Below are 17,279 nucleotides of genomic sequence, written 5' to 3'. Positions count from 1 at the left end.
ATTTCAGAGTTCTATCGATCCTGACTTTTCAAACAGTCTCTAAAATCCATGGAAGTTTCTGGCGGTTGCCTTTTTTCAGAAGGGCTGCCCTCTTTCAGGGTGGTTTGAAAAAGGCTTCACCAGAAACTTCCGGAAATTCGCGCGGTGTTCCTTGGGTGTGTTTGTAAAACGGTCTTCAGGCAATAACGGCAGGCAGGCATGAAGGACGTCCTGTCCGACGCGCCCGCATCACGTCGCATCACGCTGTGGCCACGTGGGCTGGTGGGGCGGGTGATGTTCGTCCTGCTGGCGGCGGTCGCCCTCGTATTCGTGGGCAGCTCGGTTTTTTATGAAGAGGCCGAGACCTATACCATTGATGATGCGCAGCTTGATCAGGTCAGTGAACGGCTGGTGATTGACGCGCGCGTGCTTGCGGCGACGCCCACATCCCAACGCATGGTGCTGGCGGCGATGCTGTCCACCCCCGACCTGGCCATCGACTGGCGCACCAGTGCGCAGGAAGGCATGCTCCGCCCCGAACCCGGTGCGTTACGGGGCCTGCATGACCGGGTGGCGGGCAGCGTTGCGGCGTTGCAGGGGGATGTGCTGAACCTGTCTGGCACGGTAACGGCCACGTCCGACATTCGTGGTGTCCTGCGCCTGCCCGATGGCAGCTTCATGGGATTCAGTGCGCCGGACCTGCTGCAACCGCACCATATGCGCCGGGGTATCGTCTCTGCCGCCGTGCTGGCGGGTGCGGTACTGCTGGCGGCCGGCATGCTGGTGCGTGCGCTCAGCATGCCACTGCGGGCGCTGGCGCAGGTGGCCGACACGGTGGGGTCCACGCGCTGGGTGCCGCTGGAGGATAAGGGACCGAGGGAAGTCCGCTACCTTGCGCGGGCCATCAATGCGATGCAGGAACGCATCGGCCGCCTGATTGCCGACCGGACCGAGGCGCTGGCCGCCGTGTCGCATGACCTGCGCACGCCGCTGGCGCGGCTGCGGCTGCGGGCCGGGTTCTTGGAGGACGCGGCGGCACAGGCGGAAATCGAGGCCGACGTGACCGAGATGGAAGCCATGATCGCGGGGGTCCTTGCCTATCTGGCGGGGGAGAATGATCCCGAACCTGCGCGTTCGGTCAACCTTGCCTCCATCATCGCCACGCGGGTGGATGACGATGCGGACCAGGGGAAACCCGTCACGTATGAGGGACCGCATCAGGTGCTGGCGGTGGTGCGGCCGCTGGCGATGAAGCGTGTGATTGGCAACCTGATCGACAATGCCCTGAATTACGGGGGCAATGCGCATGTCGTGTTGCAGGTCGGGGCGCACAGCATCCGCATCCGGGTGGAAGATGACGGGCCGGGCCTGCCAGAGGCGGAATTGTCGCGGGTCGCCACCCCGTTTTATCGGGTGGAAGGATCACGTTCGCGCGCGACCGGTGGCATGGGGCTGGGCCTTGCGATCGTCACGCGTGAAATCATGCGCGAGGGGGCAAGCCTTCGGCTGTATAATCGCGACAGTGGTGGCCTGTGCGCGGAAATTGTTCTGCCGCGCACGGCGCCCGGTGTGTCCCCCGTGACGGAGCGCAGGGGGGTGGTGTCTTCCTGATGGTGGCGATGCGCATGCCCGCAGATGCCGCCGCTGGGGATGCTACAGGGGATATGGAGGGCCTTTATCCCGTGACGGGGGCTTGTGCGGGCGTGGACCACGGCACATGTGGATGCTAACAGGACCGGAGATATCCGCCTTCCTCTATCTGTCGGGAAAGACCGCAGCATGTTCATAGAAACCGAAGATACCCCCAACCCCGCCACCCTGAAGTTCCTGCCCGGGCGTGAACTGATGCCCAATGGTGCGACGGCGGACTTCATCGACGCGGATTCCGTGGCGGGCCGTTCACGCCTGGCAGAGGTCCTGTTCGACCTTGAAGGCGTGTCCAGGGTGTTCTTCGGCGGCGATTTCGTGGCCGTGACCAAGGCGGATACCGTGGCGTGGGACGAACTGAAACCACAGGTTCTGTCGGTCGTGGCCGATTACCTTGCCACCGGACAGGCCCCGGTCGAGCACGAGGCCGTGGTGATCGAGGATGCGATCGCGCCGGGGGATGAGGAGATCGTCAAGCAGATCAAGGAACTGCTTGATACGCGTGTTCGTCCCGCCGTGGCGGGTGATGGCGGGGATATCGTCTTTCGCGGCTATCGCGACGGGATCGTGCGCCTGACGATGCAGGGCGCGTGTTCAGGCTGCCCCTCTTCGCGCGCGACGCTGAAGCATGGGGTGGAAAACATGCTGCGCCATTATGTCCCCGAAGTGGTATCGGTCGAACAGGTCGAAGCCTGATACGACGGGGTGGGAAAGTTTCATGGTTCTTGATGATGCCGGGCTGGACATCCTGTTCCGTGCCGCGCGGACGCCCGCGGCATGGAACGAAAGTCCCGTCACAGAAGACACGCTGCATCGCCTGTATGACCTGGTGCGGCTGGGGCCGACATCGGGTAACTGCTGTCCTGCGCGTTTCGTTTTCCTACGTACGCACGACAGCCGCGAACGCCTGCGCCCCGCCTTGTCGGATGGGAATGTCGCACGGGTGATGAGCGCACCGGTGACGGTGATCGTGGCGTGGGACCCGCTGTTTTTTGAACGCATGGATGCCCTGAATCCCGAACCGGGTGTGCGGTCGTGGTTCGCCGCCGACGTGGGCCTGGCGGAGGAGACGGCCATGCGCAACAGCACGTTGCAGGGGGCATACCTGATTATGGCCGCCCGTGCGCTGGGGCTTGATGCGTTGCCGATGTCGGGGTTCGACGCCATGATGGTCGAGGATACGTTCCTGCATGCCCATGGCTGGCGGGCCAATTTCCTCGTCAGTCTTGGTTATGCCGACCACGCGTTCGATACGCCGCGTGCGCCCCGCCTGGACTTTGACGATGCCTGTGTGATGGCCTGACGCATGCGGGTTCTGGTTCTCGATGGTGCGCAGGCCGGTGCGCAGGCCCGCGCGCTGGTGGCATGCGTCAGCGTCACGCCAGAAGGCTGTGTCGTCGCACGTGCGCACGAGGTCGAGGGGCGTGGCGGTTCGGAGGGGTTTCCGCTTCTGGCGCGTGATCTGCTGGCGTCGTGTGGGTGGTCCATGCCGATGCTGGACATGGTGGCTGTTGTCGTCGGTCCGGGATCGTTTACCGGCCTGCGTGCCTCTGTCGCTTTTGCGCAGGGGCTTGCGCTGGGGCTGGGATGTGATGTCATAGGGGTCACAACGGGCGAGGCGCTGGCCGATGCCCTGCGCGCGCACGTCGTATCGGCGGACATGCGGGTCCTGTGTTGTTCGGTCGCGCGGCGCGGGCGTGCCTTTGTCGAATCCATCCCGGCGCGCAACGGGGCTGAGATCGGGGAGGTCCGTGCGGTGATGCTCGATGATCCCACCGCCCTGCCGTCTGGGCCGCTGCTGCTGGCCGGGAATGCCGCGGCCGATCTGGCGGCGGCCTGCGCGCAGGGTCGCGATGACGTGCATGTCCTTGCGCTGTCGCGGCCCGATGCCTGTGCCATCGCACGGGTTGCCATGCTGCGTCGTGAGGGTGTGTTGGCGCCGCGTGCGGTCCTGCCGCTGTATGTTGACCCACCCGAAGCGAAGCTGCCTGCGGCGGGGTTGCGCCCGCCGCCGCGAAAGGCCGATGGCGGGACATGAACGCCAGCATGGGGACGGGTGCTGATCCAGGGCCGGTTTGCGGGCCGGTCGTCGCCGTGCCTGCCACGATGGCGGATGTGCTGGCGCTGGCGCGGGTCCATGCGGCGTGTTTTGCCCCGGACCAGCAATGGGATGTCCCGGCGTTCGATACGTTGCTTATGATGCCCGGCGTGGCGCTTGGCGTGGTGATGGCGCAGATGCAGGCCGCAGGGCCGCCTGTGGTGGCGGGTTTTATCATGGTCCGCCATGTCGTTGATGAGGCGGAGATCCTGACGCTTGCAGTGGACCCCGCATTCCGGCGGCGCGGGCTGGCGCGGGCGCTGCTGTCATGGATGGGGGACATGGCCGCGCGGCAGGGAATATCACGCCTGTTCCTGGAGGTCGGGGTGGGCAATAGCGCAGCCCAGGCCGCGTATCATAACGCGGGCTTTGGCGAGGTGGGGCGCCGCCGGGGATATTATCCCGACGGGTCCGATGCGCGGGTCATGGCGCGTGATGTGATGCCTGCCATGGAGACGGGGGCCGCGGATACGGAGTTGGCGTCATAGGGATCATGACATTTTTTTGATGATCAGCAGGACATGGACCTGCCCATCCGCCTGCGTATCCTGCCGGGCGATTTCATGACCCAGAAGTCTTACGCTGCGGCTGACATTGTCGAGCGGTTCGTCCCCCCGCAGGCGTACCTGTAATTGTCCCCCCGGTGGCAAGCGGTCGAGTGCAAGTCGGGTGCGCACAAATGTCATGGGACAGACTTCATGGGTGATATCTATTTCCTTAACATCAATACCGGGCATGTTACCTGACATTCTTTCATGGATATGGTTGCGGTCTTGTCTGGATTATTTATATAAGACACATGTATTTCTACTGACAGGATCAAGTTGATGGCTGACGAAACAGCGGATATCGAATTGCGGGAACTGACCGCAGAGATCGTATCCGCGTATGTTGCACGTAATACGCTGGATGCTGAGACCTTGCCGGATCTGATTCATCAGGTATATGAAACGATCTCCTCGCTTGGTAAGGTCGAGGCCGCGCCTGAGAAGCCGGTACCGGCGGTTCCGCTGAAAAAATCGGTGTTCCCCGATTACATTGTCTGTCTTGAAGACGGCAAGAAGCTCAAGATGCTCAAGCGTCACCTCAAGACAGCGTATAACATGACGCCGGAAGAATACCGCGAACGCTGGGGCCTGCCGCATGACTATCCGATGGTTGCGCCCAGCTATGCCAGCCACCGTTCCTCGCTTGCGCGCAAGATCGGGCTGGGGACCAAGCGTGAAGAATGACGGTGTCGTTGGACAACCGATCTGATGATGGGCTACGCCTGTAACCATGGCAGCAGGTAGTGATGTAATGGAATCGCGCATCGGGCGCATGTGTATCGAACGGGGCCTGAAGATGACGGGGCAACGGCGCGTCATCGCCCGTGTCCTGTCCGAGGCGCAGGACCACCCCGACGTGGAGGAGCTGTACCGTCGTGCGGCGACCCTTGATTCCCGTATTTCGGTGGCCACGGTCTATCGCACCGTGCGCCTCCTTGAGGAAAAGGGCATCCTTGAACGTCGCGACTTTGGTGGCGGGCGTGCCCGTTATGAGGCCACCGAAGAAGGCGACCATTATCACCTGATCGACGTTGAGACGGGGAAGGTGATCGAGTTCGAGGATGAGGAACATGCCGAACTGATCCGCCGTATTGCGCGTGACCTTGGTTTCGACCTCGTGTCGCATCGCCTGGAACTGTTTGCACGCAAACGCCCTGCCGAGACGAAGGAAGCCCCCCCCGCGACCCCGACCGCACGGACGGGAAGCAGGTCAAAGCGATGAGTGTCGAGAAAATCATGCAATCCCTGTCCACGCTGGACCTGGAACGCAACGGCTTTCCCGAACTGCGTGGCGGCAATCTAGGGGTGCGGATTGCCTGCACGGACGAAGAACGCGATGCCGCACAGGCCCTGCGCTATCGTGTTTTTTACGAGGAAATGGGCGCGAAGCCGGACGAGCGCACCCGGCGGCTGCGTCGTGATATCGATGATTTTGATGAATATGCCGATCATCTGCTGGTGATCGACCATGCGATTTCCTCTGGCGCAAAGGGGGTCGTGGGCACCTATCGCCTGATGCAGGGCGATGCGGCGGAAAAGCTGGGGCGTTTCTATTCCTCCAGCGAGTATGACATTTCGCTGCTGACGGAATTCCCCGGGCGGTTGCTGGAGGTCGGGCGGTCCTGTGTGGATCAGGCCTATCGCGGGCGTGCGGCGATGCAATTACTGTGGCGCGGTATCGCGTCCTATATCTTCCTGCACCGTATTGACGTGCTGTTCGGGTGCGCCAGCCTGCCGGGCACGGATCCCGAACCGTTAAGTAACGAACTGACCTATTTGTATCATAACCACCTCGCGCCGCCTGCGCTGCGTGTGCGGGCGTTGCCCGAACGGCGGGTGGAGATGCTGCGCCGTGATCCGCAACTGCTGGACCATCGCCGCTGCCTTGCGGGGCTGCCGCCGCTGATCAAGGGATATCTGCGCTTGGGTGGATATGTGGGCGATGGTGCGGTGATTGATACGCAGTTCAACACCACCGATGTCGCGGTACTGGTCAAGAGCGAGCTGCTGGCGGACAAATATTATCGCCATTATGAACGCCGCCTGCGTGACGCCCTTGACTGAGGCGTGGGGCCGGGGTGATTTCACACGCTTCCCTGCGCTGCAATGACTTTTCTCGCGGCTTTACGTTCACGGCGTGATGCGGTGCTGGCCCTGACGGGCTGGCGTGCGGATATTGCGATGTTGCTGGTCGGTGCCGTGGCGGCGCTGGCGTTGCCGCCGGTCCACCTTGTTGTGGTGCTGGTGGTGTGTTTCCCAATCCTGATGGGCATGATTGACGCTGCGCCCGACTGGCGCGGGGCCGCGCGACGTGGGTTCATGTTCGGGCTGGGCCTGCATACGGCGGGTCTGTACTGGCTGACTGATGCGATCATGTTGCGTGCCGATGCGTTCTGGTGGCTGGTGCCGCTGGCTTCGCCGGGATGCGCGCTGATCCTGACCCCGACAACCGCCATACCTGCCGCCCTGTCGCGGGGTGTCCCCGCTGGCGTGGCGCGCGGCCTTGTGCTGGCGGGGGCGTGGACGCTTGCAGACATGATGCGCGTCTTCATCTTCAGCGGTTTCCCATGGAACCCGCCGGGCAGTGTCTGGGAATTTCCCGGCCTGTTCGGTGATGTGATGATCCAGCCCGCCGCATGGGTCGGGGTGGATGGACTGACCTTGCTGACGATGGTGGTGGCGCTGGCCCCTGCATGGGGACGGCGGGGATGGGCCTGTGTCGCTACGATCCTTGTATTGTGGGTGGGGGCAGGTGGTGCGCGCCTTTTTCTTGGCCCGCGGGTGCACGATGCGCAACGCAATCCGGTGGTTGTGCTGGTGCAGGGGAATGTCCCCGAAACGGAAAAGATGGCGGGGAATGATGATATCGCGATTTTCCGCCGCTACCTTACCCTGACGCATGATGGGGTGGGGCAGGCCCTGTCGCGCGATATGCAGGGGCGCCCCGTTGTCTTCGCATGGCCGGAATCCGCATTTCCCGGCCTGTTGCTGGAGGATGCGATTGCACGGCGCATGATCATGCAGGCCGGGCAGGGCGCGCGGGCCGGGATAATCGGCACCCTGCGCCAGGATGAGCAGGACCACTGGCGCAACAGCATGGCCGTGCTGTTACCCCCGGATGGGCAGGTTGGTGGGCTGTATGATAAATCCCACCTGGTACCGTTCGGGGAGTACCAGCCTGCATTACTTCCATTTCATGTGGTGCCGGGCGATGGCATGGCGGCGGGGGACGGGGTGCGGACATGGCATGTGCCGGGAATCGCCCCTGTTGGTCCTCTGATCTGTTATGAAGTTATTTTTTCAGGCCAGACGGTGGATGCGCATGATCGGCCCACATGGCTGATCAACAGTACGAATGATGGCTGGTACGGAAACAGCGCCGGCCCACGCCAGCATCTGGCAGCGGTCAGGATGCGCGCGGTGGAAGAGGGGCTGCCCATCGCACGGGCAGCGAATACTGGTATTTCCGCCATATTTGATGGTTATGGGCATGAGGTGGCGCGGTTGGGGTGGGATCGTACGGGCGTGATTGTCCGGCAGATGCCCGATGCCCTGCCGCCGCCATTGTTCGCGTGGTGGGGACGCTTGGTGCCGGTGGTGCTGGCGGCTGTACTGTTGGTGTCGGGGTTTGTCGTGGCCGTCATGGCCGCCGGACGTCGCAACGCGGTGACATCCGCGCGTTCCTGACATACCTGTTTGTAGATGCGCCCAGGAACGATTCGTGAAGCACATCGTTAGGATCGCCACGCCGGACAATCTGTAAAAATCCGATCTATTGCGTCACGGGGAACCTGTTGTAATAAAAAGGTACAAAAAATGTACTTTTTGAGGACTGTCCCATAATGCGTTGAATAATAATGGATTTATCCCATTGCTTTCAATGACAGTAGAATTTTACTCTTTACAAAAGGTTAATAATGAATCCTATAACTGTTTTGTTTAATATATAACTAAGTGATGATTTATCAGAAAATAGTATTTCTGGCATAGGGCGTCTGTAGTGAATAACAAGCTGTCTAGTACTCCCAGTCCTGTTGACGTGTATGTGGGTAGTCGGATTCGGCTACGCCGCACGTTGCTTGGCATGTCGCAAGAGCGTCTGGGAACGGCGCTGGGGCTGACATTTCAGCAGGTGCAGAAATATGAACGTGGCGCCAATCGTGTTGGTGCGTCGCGCCTGTATGACCTGGCGCGGGTTCTGGATGTGCCGATTGCGTTTTTCTTTGACGGTATGCCTGACGAAGCGGCCATAGCGCCGGTGGCGTCGATGCCCGCCGAATCGTTTGCCGAGGCACGCGGCGCCTTTGGTGGTGTTCCCGCGCCCGGACAGGTCGAAGGGGGGGGACGAGCGCTTCGCCAGCAGCGAACTGGCATTACTGTCCCGGCGGGAAACCATCGACCTTGTGCGGTCCTATTACCGTATCAGCGATCCCGCCGTGCGCAGACGCGTGCTGGACCTTGTGCGTTCTATGGCAACGGTCTGAGGTCCATCATTCACGGCGCAGCACTCGATCATTGAGGAAGGCTGCGATCTTGCCCGCACGGAAATCGTGGCGCAGCCTGTCCTCGTCATATTCGGTACGCACCCATTGCATGAACGGGATGCGGCCTTCGGCCTCGGCCTGATAACGCAGGAAGAAGGCGTCGAGCACACCGGTGCGCGACCTGTTGAAATGCCCGTTCTTCCATGAAAGCTGCCGCAGCGCATCATCCGCCGTCCCCCCTTCGAACAGGAGTACAAGACCTGCGGCAAGGCCGGTGCGGTCCGCCCCCGACTTGCAATGCATCAGCATGGGGAACGTCAGCGTGCGGTAGATCTTTTCGAACCGTTCGATCCGGTCGCGGTGTGGGGCGTTGCGGCTTTCGAACGCCATGTCGATATGCTTCAGGCCAAGACGATGCGCGGCCTCACGCGACAGGGCATCCGAACCACATTGCCGATGACCACGCAGGTTAACCAGTGTTTTCAGGTGCAGCCGCCGCGTCGCCATGGCCAGACGCCATGGTGTCGGGTGGTTGCAGCGATAGACCCGGCCGGGAATGACAGTGCGAAAGTTCGTCCATGTCATGCGCAGGACCGCATGATCGACGAACAGACTGTCGATCCAGGCGCGTCCACGTCCTGACGTGCTGGACAGGGTTCCATCGAACACGGGCGCATCCTTTCATGGGTGCAGATACGAAAAAAGCGCCGGATATGTCCCATCCGGCGCTTCGTTCGTCAATCCGTCACGGTATGATGCACCGTGCGATCACCCTTTTGGGGGGATCAGCCCTTGCGTTCCATCTGAAGTTCCTTCAGACGCCCGATGGCCTTGGCCGGGTTCAGGCCCTTGGGGCAGGTCTGGGTGCAGTTCATGATCGTGCGGCAGGCAAACAGCTTCATCGGATCTTCCAGCGCATCGAGGCGTTCCCCCGCATGTTCATCGCGGCTGTCTGCGATCCAGCGATAGGCGGCAAGCAGCGTTGCCGGGCCGAGATAGCGATCCCCGTTCCACCAGTAAGACGGGCACGAGGTGGAGCAGCAGAAGCACAGGATGCATTCCCACATGCCATCAAGTTCGGCACGTTCCTCGATGCTTTGCAGCCGTTCGCCATCGGGCGGCGGCAGCGTGTCGGATTTCAGCCATGGATCAATGGAGCGCAACTGCGCATAAGCCCCATCAAGGTTCGGCACCAGATCCTTGACAACCGGCATGTGCGGCAGCGGGTAGATCGGCACATCGCCCTGCAGGTCGCGGATCGGCTTGAGACAGGCAAGCGTGTTTTCGCCTGCGATGTTCATCGCGCATGACCCGCAGATCCCCTCGCGGCAGGACCGCCGGAAGGTCAGGGTCGGGTCGATGTCGTTCTTGATGTGAATCAGCGCATCAAGGACCATCGGACCGATCCGGTCCAGATCGATCTCGTATGTATCGATCACGGGATTGTCGTTGTTATCCGGGCTCCAGCGATAGATCCGGAATGACTTGACGTTTGTGGCGCCGGGGGGGGCGGTGAATGTCCGCCCTTTGCCCACCGTGCTGTTTCTTGGCAGTTTGAATTCGACCATCGTCTCGTTCCCTTTCCGCCGCGCGCTCAGTAGACGCGTTTCTTGGGGGGGAAGACCTGAACGTCATCGGTCAGTGTCTTCATATGCACGGGGCGGTAGGTCAGCGTGACCTCACCCTTGTCGTCCATGTGGGCGACGGTGTGCTTCATCCAGTTCTTGTCGTCACGATCGGGATAGTCGTCATGCGCCTGTGCGCCGCGGCTTTCGTGGCGTGCTTCCGCCCCGGCCATCGTGACGGTGGCATTGGCGAGCAGGTTTTCGAACTCCAGCGCTTCCATCAGGTCGCTGTTCCAGATCAGCGAACGGTCGGAGATGGAGATATCGCCCACTTCCTTCCAGATTTCCGCGATCTTTTCCACGCCTTCGGCCAGGCTCTTGGTGTTGCGGAACACGGCGGCGTGCTTTTGCATCGTGCGCTGCAGGTTCGAACGCATTGCGGCGACGTGGGTCTTGCCCTTGGCATTGCGCAGGCGGTCAAAACGCTCGATCGCCTTGTCACCCGCACCTGCGGGCAGCGGCGGGATGGTTTCCGCGCTTTTGACGATCTGTGCCGCGCGCTGTGCCGCGGCGCGACCGAACACCACCAGATCCAGAAGCGAGTTCGTGCCCAGCCGGTTCGCGCCATGCACGGACACGCATGCGGCCTCGCCCACGGCCATCAGGCCAGGCACCACGGCATCGACATCATCGGCGGTGGGGCGGATGACCTCTCCATGGTAATTGGTGGGGATACCGCCCATATTGTAATGCACTGTCGGCAGAACCGGCACCGGTTCCTTCGTCACGTCCACACCGGCAAAGATGCGCGCCGTTTCCGAAATGCCCGGCAGGCGTTCATGCAGCAGGTCCGCGCCGAGATGTTCAAGGTGCAGCAGCATGTAGTCCTTGTTCGGACCACAGCCACGGCCTTCGTTGATCTCGATCGTCATGGCGCGTGACACCACATCGCGCGAGGCGAGGTCCTTCGCCGTCGGCGCATAGCGTTCCATGAAGCGCTCGCCTTCGGAATTGGTCAGGTATCCACCCTCGCCACGGCACCCTTCGGTCAGCAGGCAGCCGGCGGGGAAGATGCCGGTGGGATGGAACTGCACGAATTCCATGTCCTGCAGCGGGATGCCCGCGCGCACCGCCATGCCACCGCCGTCACCGGTGCAGGTATGGGCGGAGGTGCAGGAATGATAGGCACGGCCATAGCCACCGGTCGCAAGCACGACCATCTGCGCACGGAAACGGTGCAGCGTGCCATCGTCCAGGCACCAGGCGACGACGCCCTTGCACGCGCCGTTGTCGTCCATGATCAGGTCGATGGCGAAATATTCGACGAAGAATTCGACGTTATGCTTCAGGCACTGCTGGTACAGCGTGTGCAGGATGGCATGGCCCGTGCGGTCGGCGGCGGCGCAGGCGCGGGGCACCGGGGCCTCGCCATAATTGCGCATGTGCCCGCCAAAGGGGCGCTGGTAGATCTTGCCCTCTTCGGTGCGCGAGAACGGAACACCCATGTGTTCGAGTTCCTGCACGGCGGGCACCGCCTCGCGGCACATATATTCGATGGCGTCCTGATCACCCAGCCAGTCCGACCCCTTGACGGTGTCGTACATGTGCCAGCGCCAGTTGTCCTCGGCCATGTTGCCAAGCGATGCGCCGATGCCGCCCTGTGCGGCGACGGTATGGCTGCGTGTGGGGAAAACCTTGGTGATGCAGGCGGTCTTCAGGCCGGCCGCACCCATGCCAAGCGTGGCCCGCAGGCCGGAACCACCGGCACCGACCACGACCACGTCATAGGCGTGATCGACGATCTTGTAATTGCCGGGGATTGGGGATGTGATCGCATTCATTGTTTGGACGTGTCCCGATGCTCGTTCGGACTGTCGGGCGGGTTTGTCCGGGCCGCCAGTCCGCGAATGTCTCTGTCTTGCCGGTGGCGTGGCGCGCGCGTCAGTTCGCGGCGATTCGCCCGCGCGTCGCGACAAGCGCCAGCTTCAGAACCGAAATCGCGCCGAACACGCCCAGCAGGAAAATCACGCTTTTCATCAGCAGGCTTGCCGGGACATGCGCCTTGCCATGCACATAATCATCGATGATGACCTGCAGGCCCAGTTGCGTGTGGTAGAAGGTCAGGATCACCAGCGCCATCATCATGGTGGCGTTGACGGGCCGACCGCCCCACTGCGCGACTTCGGGTTGTGACGCACCCGCAAGGCGGAAGACCTGGATGACGAACCATCCCGACAGCGGCACCAGTGCGACGGCCGACATGCGTTCGGCCCACCAGTGGGCGACGCCGCTCTTGCCCGAACCCAGGCCACGTGCCCGCGAAAGCTGCGAACGCATGACGGTGATATGCGGTTTGTGCGAAGTACTCATGTCAGGAGGCCCTCTTCTTGGAACGACAGGCTGCGACGCCAAGGATGCTGAGCACGAGTGCCAGCGTGACGCCAACGGTCACGCCTGCGGCGATGGGGCCGTCCTCGTTGATTTTCTTCTTGTCGAAGCGGGCGCCGCTGTCCCATATCAGGTGGCGAATCCCCGCCACAAAGTGATAGACCAGAGCCAGCGCCCAGCCTGCGAGGGCGATCTTGCCCAGCGGATGGCCGGTCACTTTCTGGACCTTGGCAAATGATTTCGGTCCCTTTGCGGCAGCGCTGATCCAGCAGATGCCAAGCGCGGAACCGACGGTGGCGGCAACGCCGGCCGCACGGTTCGCGATCGAAAGGAACATGGAAAGACGGAAGCGGTAGACCTGGAGGTGCGGGGACATTGGCCGCCTGGTCAGAGTTCCGTCGCTTCGGTGCCCTACATAGAGCGCATCACGGACATCCTGCATGGTCGTCTCGTCAATTTCCCTGTTATGGCTTCGGTTTGTTCCGTCGCCTTGTATCATTCGGTCCTACGCCCCCCGATGGGTGTGGTCAACGCAGGCCCGGAACACGAGGTTGAGAGACGCCCCGAATGTATTGATCCAAGCATTGGCGCGGACGCATGGCTGCTCCGCGCCAAAAACGCATGTATTCAGCCGCGTCGGTCCGGTCCCAGCAGGTCAAGTGCGATCATTGTTTCCGCGATCTGAACCGCGTTCAGCGCCGCCCCCTTGCGCAGGTTGTCCGACACGCACCAGAAGCCGAGTCCGTTGGGCACGGTCGGGTCAATACGCAGGCGCGAGACATAGGTCGCGTCCTCGCCTACGGCTTCGATGGGGGTGACGTAACCGCCATCCTCGCGCTTGTCATGCAGTACGACTCCGGGGGCTTCACGCAGGGCGGCGCGGGCACGTTCGAGGTCTACCGGTTCCTCGAACTCCACACTGACGGCTTCGGCATGGCCGATGAAGACCGGCACGCGCACGCATGTGGCAAAGACGGAGATGTCGGGATCAAGGATCTTGCGGGTTTCCACCGCCATCTTCCACTCTTCCTTGGTCGCGCCATCATCCATGAAACGGTCGATATGGGGGATGCAGTTAAAGGCAATCTGCTTGGTGAACTGCTGCGCTTCCGCCGGGTCCCCCACAAAGCTGCCGCGCGTCTGGGTGAACAGTTCGTCCATCCCGTTCTTGCCCGCGCCCGCGACGGCCTGGTACGTCGCCACGACCACACGCCGGATCGTAAACAGGTCATGCAGGGGCTTGAGCGCCACGACCATCTGGATGGTGGAGCAGTTGGGGTTGGCGATGATGTTGCGCCTGGCCTTTTTCACATCATTGGGATTGACCTCCGGTACCACAAGCGGAACGTCGGGTTCCATCCGAAAGTGCGAGGTATTGTCGATCACCACGCACCCGGCCTTTGCCGCGCGTGGGGCATATAGTGCGGACACGGACCCACCGGGCGAGAACAGCGCGACGTCCCAGCCGGTGAAATCGAAATGTTCGAGGTTGCGGACCTTCAGCACCCGCTTGTCCCCGAACGACACTTCCTGTCCCGCCGACCGGGCGGAGGCCAGCGCCACGATGTCATCCACCGGGAACTGGCGTTCGGCCAGTGTCTTGAGTATTTCACGCCCGACGGCACCGGTGGCACCCACCACCGCAACGCGGTAACCCATTGGATAATCCCCTGATGTGATGCGCCGGGCCCGGATCAGGGGCATACCGGCGCGGATTGGCAGACAGTCTGCATAAGCGTCCCGACACGTAGAGCCTGTGTGCGGGTGGTGCAAGCAACACGATATTTTTCCCCGATGTTTTTATCTGTTGCCCGCAAGGCCCCTTCTGCTTTGCATATATGGCGGCATGACAGCAGGGGCTGACGATTTCGGCCGCGTGGATATGCCCGCCGTGCTGTACACCATTTGAGCAGGCGCAAAGCATCATGCCCATATATGGTGCTATGGCATACAGCATGCCCGGCGGCGTGCGCGCAGGCCGGGGCGGATTTTTGCGCGCATGGGCGCTCTGGCGTTTGTGTTCGCGCGCAAAAGCACAGCCAAAGGACTGTCACGGATCATGTCATTACCTGATGCCAACCCTGTCCCACCGACGTCGCGTGTGCCCGCGGGTGCGCGCCCGGCGCCTGCCTGCACGCTGGTGATTTTCGGCGCGCATGGCGACCTTACGAAACGTCTGCTGATGCCCGCGCTGTACAACCTTGCCGGCAGCGGCCTGCTGGACCCCGGCTTTCGCATCATCGGCATTGACCGGGTCGCCAGCACCACCGCGCAGTGGCGCGATGGCCTGACGGAGATGATGCAGTCCTTCACCCATGACCCCAATGCCGAATTCCATGCGCCCAGCATCGATTCGGCCCAGTGGGGATGGGTGTGCGAACGGCTGGAATATGTACAGGCCGATTTCGGTGACATCGCGCAGGTCCGTGCGCTGGGTGCAAAAATACCGGGCAATGCGATCTTCTACCTTGCCGTGTCGTCGCGTTTCTTTGCCCCCGTGGTGGAAATGCTGGGCCAGGCGGGACTGGTGACGCAGGCGGACGGGCGTTTCCGGCGCGTGGTCGTTGAAAAGCCGTTTGGCGCGGACCTTGCCAGTGCGCGTGAACTTAACCGCCGCATCCTTGCCGTGCTGGATGAAAGCCAAGTCTATCGCATCGACCATTTCCTTGGAAAGGAAACGGTGCAGAACATCCTGGCCATGCGTTTTGGCAACCTGTTGTTCGAACCGCTGTGGCGTAACGAGTTCATCGACCATGTGCAGATTACCGCAGCCGAGACGATCGGCGTGGAACAGCGTGGTGCGTTTTACGAACCCACTGGCGCGTTGCGTGACATGATCCCCAACCACCTGTTCCAGTTGTTTGGCATGGTGGCGATGGAGCCGCCGAATTCATTTTCCGCCGATACCGTGCGCACCAGCAAGGAACAGTTGTTCGAGGCGGTGCGCCCCATTCCCCCCACTGACGCAGTGCGCGGACAGTATGGCGCGGGCACGGTGGATGGCGCCGCCGTCACGGCCTATCGTGAAAGTCCGGGCGTCGCCCCCGACAGCCATACCGAAACCTATGTCGCGCTGAAACTGCATGTCGATAACTGGCGCTGGGCCGGGGTGCCGTTTTACCTGCGCACCGGAAAGTCACTGGGTGGCCGCCGGACGGAGGTGGTGGTGCAGTTCAAGAAGCCGCCGATGATGATGTTCCGCGATACCGAAACGCAGGACCTGCCACCTAACCGCATCATCCTCAACATCCAGCCCGCGCAGGGGCTGACGGTGGAAATGGGGGCCAAGAAGCCGGGTCCGAAGATGGACCTTGCGGAGGTTCAGGTGCGGTTCCGTTATGAGGACGTTTTCGCGCAGACGCCCAATGTGGGGTACGAAACACTGTTGTATGACTGCCTGACGGGGGATGCGACACTGTTCCAGCGTGCCGATAATATCGAGGCGGCATGGCGTGCGGTCGATCCGGTGTTGCAGGCATGGGCGGATAACGCGGACGGGCTGGAACTATATCCCGCCGGTGCGACCGGGCCAAAGGGGGCGGATGACCTGCTCGCCCGTGACGGGCGGGCCTGGTACCCGCTTGATGGCGTCTGATGAAGGCGGGACGACGGTGGGGGGCCTTTTTTCAGGAAGGCGGTGCCCCTTGATGTTTGCTGGCAAGGCCCACCAGAAACCTGTGTGCTGAATCTCAGGGTCGTGGATGAAAAAAAAGGGGCGCGGTCCTGCATGGATCGCGCCCCCGCCGGGTCATGTGCCTCGGGCCATGGTTCCTGCCGCCCCGGATGGGCACGGCAGGAAGGTCATCGGCTTATTTCGTGGCCGTGCTGTCGGATGCGGCGGCCTGACCCGCATCGGCCTGACGTTCGGCGTGTTCCTCGTCACCCTGACGGAACAGGGCATCGGCATTCTTCTTCTGCTTCTTGGAGAATGTGGCATATAGCGGCACGAAGGCCTGATTCAGCGTCTGCATGTCCTGCGCGCGCTGTGCGACCAGCGTGGCATAGGACTGCATATTGTCGGTCGCGTTCATGGTGGGCAGATCGGCGCGACGCTTTTCGATCGCATCATGCAGGCGGCTGGCATTGTCGCGCATGTCCTGCGCAAACGGCGCCCACAGCTTTTCCTGCCCCTTGGTGATGTGCAGCTGCGTGTGCAGGGCGGTGATGTGTTCTTCAAGCTGTTCGGGAGAGGGATCATGCGGCGTATGCGCAAGTGGCGCTGTCGCAGCCGGAGTTGTCGCAGGGGACGCAGCCTGTGTCGGGGGAACGGCGGCCATGGCCATGCCCGGCAGCATGAGGAGGGCGGCGGCAGGAAGGATGCGGCGAAGATTCATGACGGGATACCTTCAGATCTGTTCGGGCGGGGTGCAAACGCGGTCCTTGATGACCGGGTTTCAGTACCCGTAACCATAAGGGGAATAATAGGACGGCGGCGGCGGCGGGGGCACCGGCTGCGGCGGGTAATAGGCAGGGGGCGGGGCCACGGCACGGTCTGACATCGCACTGCCCAGCATGGTGCCGATCGCAAGGCCCGCGATGCCGCTGCCGACCGCAAGGCCCACGCCGCCGC

At 62.1% G+C, this 17,279-nt stretch carries 18 protein-coding genes and 1 pseudogene; 11 read left to right on the top strand and 8 right to left on the bottom strand.

The window, feature by feature from the left end:
* The first annotated feature begins 198 nt into the window (after positions 1-198).
* From B7G66_RS02390 to B7G66_RS02370, 5 genes are all read left to right on the top strand, one after another.
* Positions 199-1,590: an ATP-binding protein gene (locus tag B7G66_RS02390; protein ID WP_003617056.1), complete on the top strand. Its 1,392-nt coding sequence runs from the start codon at positions 199-201 to the stop codon at positions 1,588-1,590.
* Between the two features lie 168 nt (positions 1,591-1,758).
* The gene (locus tag B7G66_RS02385) at positions 1,759-2,322 is read left to right on the top strand and encodes a NifU family protein (protein ID WP_003617061.1); all 564 of its coding nucleotides are present in this window, start codon (positions 1,759-1,761) and stop codon (positions 2,320-2,322) included.
* 22 nt (positions 2,323-2,344) lie between these two features.
* Positions 2,345-2,929 (top strand): malonic semialdehyde reductase, encoded by a 585-nt coding sequence (locus B7G66_RS02380; protein ID WP_003617063.1) that lies wholly within the window; start codon positions 2,345-2,347, stop codon positions 2,927-2,929.
* Positions 2,930-2,932: 3 nt separating this feature from the next.
* The gene (gene tsaB / locus B7G66_RS02375; RefSeq protein WP_003617065.1) at positions 2,933-3,664 is read left to right on the top strand and encodes a tRNA (adenosine(37)-N6)-threonylcarbamoyltransferase complex dimerization subunit type 1 TsaB; all 732 of its coding nucleotides are present in this window, start codon (positions 2,933-2,935) and stop codon (positions 3,662-3,664) included.
* Complete coding sequence (locus B7G66_RS02370; RefSeq protein WP_231106230.1) at positions 3,661-4,212, top strand: GNAT family N-acetyltransferase; 552 nt, start codon at positions 3,661-3,663, stop codon at positions 4,210-4,212. Before tsaB ends, B7G66_RS02370 begins: the two co-directional genes overlap by 4 nt.
* A 3-nt stretch (positions 4,213-4,215) precedes the next feature.
* On the opposite strand, the gene B7G66_RS02365 is transcribed toward B7G66_RS02370, so the two are convergent.
* Positions 4,216-4,461, bottom strand: a complete 246-nt coding sequence (locus B7G66_RS02365; protein WP_003617068.1) for a sulfurtransferase TusA family protein — start codon at positions 4,459-4,461, stop codon at positions 4,216-4,218.
* A gap of 90 nt (positions 4,462-4,551) precedes the next feature.
* Here B7G66_RS02365 and B7G66_RS02360 point away from each other — a divergent pair, with 90 nt between their 5' ends.
* The 5 genes and pseudogenes from B7G66_RS02360 (at position 4,552) to B7G66_RS02340 (ending at position 8,756) form a co-directional block, all read left to right on the top strand.
* Positions 4,552-4,956, top strand: coding sequence for a MucR family transcriptional regulator (locus B7G66_RS02360; RefSeq protein WP_003617070.1), 405 nt, complete (start codon positions 4,552-4,554; stop codon positions 4,954-4,956).
* Between the two features lie 46 nt (positions 4,957-5,002).
* Positions 5,003-5,494, top strand: a complete 492-nt coding sequence (locus B7G66_RS02355) for a Fur family transcriptional regulator (RefSeq protein WP_040510349.1) — start codon at positions 5,003-5,005, stop codon at positions 5,492-5,494.
* Positions 5,491-6,336 (top strand): GNAT family N-acetyltransferase, encoded by an 846-nt coding sequence (locus tag B7G66_RS02350; RefSeq protein WP_003617073.1) that lies wholly within the window; start codon positions 5,491-5,493, stop codon positions 6,334-6,336. The genes B7G66_RS02355 and B7G66_RS02350 overlap by 4 nt, the downstream gene beginning before the upstream one ends.
* Positions 6,337-6,378: 42 nt before the next feature.
* Positions 6,379-7,959 carry an apolipoprotein N-acyltransferase gene (gene lnt / locus B7G66_RS02345; protein WP_003617075.1) on the top strand — a complete coding sequence of 527 codons (1,581 nt, stop codon included), beginning with the start codon at positions 6,379-6,381 and terminating at the stop codon, positions 7,957-7,959.
* A gap of 325 nt (positions 7,960-8,284) precedes the next feature.
* A pseudogene (locus B7G66_RS02340) lies at positions 8,285-8,756 on the top strand (helix-turn-helix domain-containing protein).
* 6 nt (positions 8,757-8,762) lie between these two features.
* Here B7G66_RS02340 and B7G66_RS02335 read toward each other — a convergent pair.
* The 6 genes from B7G66_RS02335 to B7G66_RS02310 all read right to left on the bottom strand — a co-directional run bounded on the left by B7G66_RS02335 (position 8,763) and on the right by B7G66_RS02310 (position 14,368).
* Positions 8,763-9,425: a tyrosine-protein phosphatase gene (locus B7G66_RS02335; protein ID WP_003617078.1), complete on the bottom strand. Its 663-nt coding sequence runs from the start codon at positions 9,423-9,425 to the stop codon at positions 8,763-8,765.
* Between the two features lie 116 nt (positions 9,426-9,541).
* A complete protein-coding gene (locus B7G66_RS02330; RefSeq protein ID WP_048858822.1) occupies positions 9,542-10,324 on the bottom strand; it encodes a succinate dehydrogenase iron-sulfur subunit in 783 nt (260 codons plus the stop codon).
* A 26-nt stretch (positions 10,325-10,350) separates the two neighbouring features.
* Positions 10,351-12,162 (bottom strand): succinate dehydrogenase flavoprotein subunit, encoded by a 1,812-nt coding sequence (gene sdhA, locus B7G66_RS02325; protein WP_048858821.1) that lies wholly within the window; start codon positions 12,160-12,162, stop codon positions 10,351-10,353.
* A gap of 100 nt (positions 12,163-12,262) precedes the next feature.
* A complete protein-coding gene (gene sdhD / locus B7G66_RS02320) occupies positions 12,263-12,691 on the bottom strand; it encodes a succinate dehydrogenase, hydrophobic membrane anchor protein (protein ID WP_048858820.1) in 429 nt (142 codons plus the stop codon).
* Between the two features lies 1 nt (position 12,692).
* The gene (gene sdhC / locus B7G66_RS02315) at positions 12,693-13,085 is read right to left on the bottom strand and encodes a succinate dehydrogenase, cytochrome b556 subunit (RefSeq protein ID WP_225578717.1); all 393 of its coding nucleotides are present in this window, start codon (positions 13,083-13,085) and stop codon (positions 12,693-12,695) included.
* Between the two features lie 251 nt (positions 13,086-13,336).
* Positions 13,337-14,368, bottom strand: coding sequence for an aspartate-semialdehyde dehydrogenase (locus B7G66_RS02310; RefSeq protein WP_040511281.1), 1,032 nt, complete (start codon positions 14,366-14,368; stop codon positions 13,337-13,339).
* 400 nt (positions 14,369-14,768) lie between these two features.
* Here B7G66_RS02310 and zwf point away from each other — a divergent pair, with 400 nt between their 5' ends.
* Positions 14,769-16,304: a glucose-6-phosphate dehydrogenase gene (gene zwf / locus B7G66_RS02305; RefSeq protein WP_141312647.1), complete on the top strand. Its 1,536-nt coding sequence runs from the start codon at positions 14,769-14,771 to the stop codon at positions 16,302-16,304.
* Between the two features lie 214 nt (positions 16,305-16,518).
* On the opposite strand, the gene B7G66_RS02300 is transcribed toward zwf, so the two are convergent.
* Positions 16,519-17,043 carry a Spy/CpxP family protein refolding chaperone gene (locus tag B7G66_RS02300; protein WP_003617087.1) on the bottom strand — a complete coding sequence of 175 codons (525 nt, stop codon included), beginning with the start codon at positions 17,041-17,043 and terminating at the stop codon, positions 16,519-16,521.
* Positions 17,044-17,279 lie beyond the last annotated feature (236 nt).

This window comes from Novacetimonas hansenii JCM 7643 (assembly GCF_000964405.1).
GTDB lineage: Bacteria > Pseudomonadota > Alphaproteobacteria > Acetobacterales > Acetobacteraceae > Novacetimonas > Novacetimonas hansenii.
This window is presented reverse-complemented; position numbering and strand designations above follow the sequence as displayed.

Excerpts from the sequence above, each read along its gene's own strand:
- B7G66_RS02310 (WP_040511281.1), bottom strand. The coding sequence starts at position 14,368 with ATGGGTTACCGCGTTGCGGTGGTGGGTGCCACCGGTGCCGTCGGGCGT.
- B7G66_RS02370 (WP_231106230.1), top strand. The coding sequence starts at position 3,661 with ATGAACGCCAGCATGGGGACGGGTGCTGATCCAGGGCCGGTTTGCGGG.
- B7G66_RS02390 (WP_003617056.1), top strand. The coding sequence starts at position 199 with ATGAAGGACGTCCTGTCCGACGCGCCCGCATCACGTCGCATCACGCTG.
- B7G66_RS02355 (WP_040510349.1), top strand. The coding sequence starts at position 5,003 with ATGGCAGCAGGTAGTGATGTAATGGAATCGCGCATCGGGCGCATGTGT.
- B7G66_RS02360 (WP_003617070.1), top strand. The coding sequence starts at position 4,552 with ATGGCTGACGAAACAGCGGATATCGAATTGCGGGAACTGACCGCAGAG.
- B7G66_RS02330 (WP_048858822.1), bottom strand. The coding sequence starts at position 10,324 with ATGGTCGAATTCAAACTGCCAAGAAACAGCACGGTGGGCAAAGGGCGG.
- zwf (WP_141312647.1), top strand. The coding sequence starts at position 14,769 with ATGTCATTACCTGATGCCAACCCTGTCCCACCGACGTCGCGTGTGCCC.
- sdhC (WP_225578717.1), bottom strand. The coding sequence starts at position 13,085 with ATGTCCCCGCACCTCCAGGTCTACCGCTTCCGTCTTTCCATGTTCCTT.
- lnt (WP_003617075.1), top strand. The coding sequence starts at position 6,379 with ATGACTTTTCTCGCGGCTTTACGTTCACGGCGTGATGCGGTGCTGGCC.
- B7G66_RS02380 (WP_003617063.1), top strand. The coding sequence starts at position 2,345 with ATGGTTCTTGATGATGCCGGGCTGGACATCCTGTTCCGTGCCGCGCGG.
- sdhA (WP_048858821.1), bottom strand. The coding sequence starts at position 12,162 with ATGAATGCGATCACATCCCCAATCCCCGGCAATTACAAGATCGTCGAT.
- B7G66_RS02300 (WP_003617087.1), bottom strand. The coding sequence starts at position 17,043 with ATGAATCTTCGCCGCATCCTTCCTGCCGCCGCCCTCCTCATGCTGCCG.
- B7G66_RS02385 (WP_003617061.1), top strand. The coding sequence starts at position 1,759 with ATGTTCATAGAAACCGAAGATACCCCCAACCCCGCCACCCTGAAGTTC.
- tsaB (WP_003617065.1), top strand. The coding sequence starts at position 2,933 with ATGCGGGTTCTGGTTCTCGATGGTGCGCAGGCCGGTGCGCAGGCCCGC.
- B7G66_RS02350 (WP_003617073.1), top strand. The coding sequence starts at position 5,491 with ATGAGTGTCGAGAAAATCATGCAATCCCTGTCCACGCTGGACCTGGAA.
- B7G66_RS02365 (WP_003617068.1), bottom strand. The coding sequence starts at position 4,461 with ATGCCCGGTATTGATGTTAAGGAAATAGATATCACCCATGAAGTCTGT.
- sdhD (WP_048858820.1), bottom strand. The coding sequence starts at position 12,691 with ATGAGTACTTCGCACAAACCGCATATCACCGTCATGCGTTCGCAGCTT.